The sequence below is a fragment of the Mesorhizobium sp. M7A.F.Ca.US.014.04.1.1 genome (assembly GCF_003998745.1).
Taxonomy (GTDB): Bacteria; Pseudomonadota; Alphaproteobacteria; order Rhizobiales; family Rhizobiaceae; genus Mesorhizobium; species Mesorhizobium ciceri.
This window is the reverse complement of record NZ_RZRW01000621.1, coordinates 1-3,204: the sequence shown is the minus strand read 5'-3', so window position 1 is coordinate 3,204 and position 3,204 is coordinate 1. Positions and strand designations below refer to the sequence as shown.

The following is a 3,204-nucleotide window of genomic DNA, read 5'->3' as shown; positions in this document are numbered from 1 at the left end:
TCTCGTTGCCGTCGACGAAAGCCCAGGGCGCTATGGCGCCATTCGAACGGCGCAAGCGCAGGCAGGCGTGGTTGCGCAGATCGTCGACGCGTTCGGGGCGGCCGTGGCGTTTGAGATAGTCAGGGCTGCCGACGACCACGAACGAAAACGATGGGGGTAGCCGCACCGCGACCATGTCGACCGCAATGAACTGGCCGAGACGGATGCCGGCATCGAACCCGCCGGCCGCGAGATCGACCATCTCGTCGCTCGCGGCGATCTCCAGCTCGATCTCGGGGTAAGCCCGGCAGAACGACGCGATCATCGGCTCCAGGATCAACGGCACGACAGCGCGGGGCACGGACAGGCGCAGCAGACCGGTCGGCCGTTGGCCGATGTCACGCACGGCCTCGCCGGCCGCGACGAGTTCTTCGAAAGCAGGGCCGGCACGATCGAGGAACCGCTGGCCAGGCTCGGTCAAGCCGACGCTCCGTGTCGTGCGGACGAACAGCGCCGCACCCATGCGTGCCTCCAGCGCGCGCACCGCCTGGCTCACGGCGGACGGTGTCACGCCGAGTTGCGCTGCGGCGCGGCGGAAGTTGCGGTGCCTGGCGACAGCCAGGAACGCCTCGATGCCCTCCAGCGCACCATGTCGGACTGTGTAGTTCTGCTTCATAGGTTGTTGTTATTACGCCGGGTAGTCGAATTATGGAAGTGGGCCTAGGTATGAGCTGAACCTAGGAGACATCATGCGATGACCGATGAACTTGAAGGGGTACGCGACCATTATCGCGCGACGGGCCTGACCGAGCGGCTGAAGACGGTGTTGGCTGCCCTCGGCCCGGAGGACCAGCTCCTCACGCCCCAACAATTGGGCGTTCTCGACCAGTTTCACACCCGTGGGCTAGCTGCCACCGCCGAGCTTGCCCAATTGGCGGGGATCGCTGCCGACATGTCGATACTGGACGTCGGCTCGGGCGTCGGTGGGCCGGCGCGCTTTCTGGCTGCGACCTATGGCTGCCGGGTTACTGGCGTGGATCTCAGCGAGCCTTTCGTGGATGCCGCGCGCTATCTGACCGAGCGCACGGGACAGAGCGGGCAGCTGTCGTTCCAGACCGCCAGCGCATTGGAGCTCCCATTCGACGATGGCCGTTTCGACGCGGTGCTGTTGCAGCACGTGGCGATGAACATCTCTGACCGGACGCTGCTCTACAGCGAGATTCGGCGCGTGCTGAAGCCAGGCGGCAGGTTTGCCACATACGACGTCGTGCTGTCTGGAGGCGAGCCGCACTATCCGCTTCCCTGGGCGAGAACGCCGGCGACGAGCTTTCTCCTAACAGCCGGTGCGACGCGCGAGGCGATCGAACCGGCCAGCTTCCGCATGCTGGCATGGCAAGACGACACCGACGCCGCCAAGGCGTGGTTCGCACAGTTGCGCGCGTCGGGGCCGCCGCCTTCGCCCAATCTCGGCGTGGTGATGGGACCGGACTTCGCTGAGCTTGCGGCCAACCTCGGACGAAATCTTATGCAAGGTCGGCTCGGTATCCTGACCGCAGTGTTCGAGGCCGCATGAACCAATTGTCGAGAGGAGGCCAGATGTCCACCGAAGTCCTATTCCAAATCCATCTTGTTCTGGGCTATGTCGCGTGGCTGCTTTGCTTCGCTACATACGGTTTGCCGTGGCTCAGGTCGATGGACCGGGTCGCGGCGCAGCGCGCTGTTGCCGCTCTGCACAGCTTCCGCTTCTTCGGGCTGGTCTTCCTCGTTCCGGGTGTCGTCAGCCCCGATTTGCCTGCCGGCTTTGCCGTGTTTGCTGCCTACGGCGACCTTGCAACAGGAGTGCTGGCCATGCTGGCGCTGCTCACGGTGAGGATACCTCAGCTCTTCTGGGCGCTCGTCGTCGCCTTCAATCTGGTCGGGACGGTCGACCTCATCGTGGACTATTACCACGCCATCCAGGTCGGCCTCCCCCAGCGTGCGGGCGAACTGGGCGCCACCTACGCGATCCCGATCATCTACGTGCCGCTGCTGATGATCACGCACATCGTCGCGTTCTATTTTCTGGTGCGTCCTCCGCAAGCCGCGGCTTGGACTGTCGCAGACTAGTCCTTTGCCGCCGCCGCCTTGATGTCCAGCAGGCCGTAGCCGAAATCATTGTCGCGTCCCTTGGGGCCGAGATCCCTGGCCGTTGCCGCGAGCGCCTTTTCGATGTCGTCGGCCGAGCGATCGGGCGCGGCATGGATGAGATTGGCGATGGCGCCGCTCACGATCGCCGCGGCAAACGAGGTGCCTGTGACCACATCCGAGCCGGCGCCGCTCGGCGCCACCATCTCGACGCCGGGTGCCGAGATGAAGACATAGGCGCCGCGATTGGCCTGCGGCATCAGCCCGTCCTTGGCATCGGTGGCGGTCACCGCGACGACACCATCGAAGGCGGCCGGATAGCCATAGGGCGCCTTCGGCCCGTTGTTACCGGCTGCGGCGACCAGCACCATGCCGAGCGCGCGGGCATTGCGGCAGGCGACGCCGAGCAAATCGTTCTTCGGCCCGACAAAGCTCATATTGATGATGCGCACGTCCTGTTCCGCCGCCCAGTCGAGCGCCGACAGGATGACGTCCATGGTCGACTTGCCGTCCTCGAAGGCGCGGGCGTGATAGATTTTTGCGCCCGGTGCCATGCCTTCCAGCGCGCCGACGCCGGCGATCAGCCCGTCGATCGACGTGCCGTGATCGCGCTTTTCGATTGGCACGTCGGGCATGGCGTCGAACTGCCCGGCAATGACGCCCGAGAGCGCCGGGTTGGTGTCGTCGATGCCGGTGTCGATCACCGCGATGCGGACGTTTTCTCCGTTGGCCTGCTTGGAATCGAGTGCAATGCGGTCGAACGCATAGTTGACGATGCCGGCGGCCTGCTGCAGCGAATAGACGTGATTGGGCTCGCGCCGCTGGGTGCGGCCGTCGGCGGCCAGTTGCGCCAGCACGACGCCGACGGGCCGGCCGTCGGGAATGCCGAAGCGCACCAGTGTGGTGCCAAGCAGCCGCGACTGGCGCTGCGAGCGCACCTGCAGGCCGAAGGAGGCGGCGATCTGCTGGACAGCGCCGGCATCGCCGTCGACGGTCACCAGCACCTCGTCGGGCACGAAATCGCCAACCACCGCGCGCCGCGGCTGAACGGCAATGAGATCGGTCGGCGAGACGATCGGGCCACCGGGCGGGGGGCCGGCT

At 65.7% G+C, this 3,204-nt stretch carries 4 protein-coding genes; 2 read left to right on the top strand and 2 right to left on the bottom strand.

Annotated elements, in window-relative coordinates:
- The coding region (locus EOA22_RS28770; protein WP_164755934.1) for a LysR family transcriptional regulator at positions 1–655 on the bottom strand (655 nt) is incomplete at its 3' end.
- A gap of 78 nt (positions 656–733) precedes the next feature.
- Between EOA22_RS28770 and EOA22_RS28765 the strand changes: the two genes are divergently transcribed.
- The gene (locus EOA22_RS28765; protein WP_063169816.1) at positions 734–1,552 is read left to right on the top strand and encodes a class I SAM-dependent methyltransferase; all 819 of its coding nucleotides are present in this window, start codon (positions 734–736) and stop codon (positions 1,550–1,552) included.
- 23 nt (positions 1,553–1,575) lie between these two features.
- Entirely contained in the window at positions 1,576–2,085 is a 510-nt protein-coding gene (locus EOA22_RS28760) for a hypothetical protein (RefSeq protein ID WP_013528257.1), read from the top strand.
- Here EOA22_RS28760 and EOA22_RS28755 read toward each other — a convergent pair.
- The coding region (locus EOA22_RS28755) for a S8 family serine peptidase (protein ID WP_127390399.1) at positions 2,082–3,204 on the bottom strand (1,123 nt) is incomplete at its 5' end. The two genes, EOA22_RS28760 and EOA22_RS28755, sit on opposite strands and share 4 nt — an antisense overlap.

Coding starts and splice junctions, on each gene's coding strand:
- EOA22_RS28760 (WP_013528257.1), top strand. CDS start 1,576: ATGTCCACCGAAGTCCTATTCCAAATCCATCTTGTTCTGGGCTATGTC.
- EOA22_RS28765 (WP_063169816.1), top strand. CDS start 734: ATGACCGATGAACTTGAAGGGGTACGCGACCATTATCGCGCGACGGGC.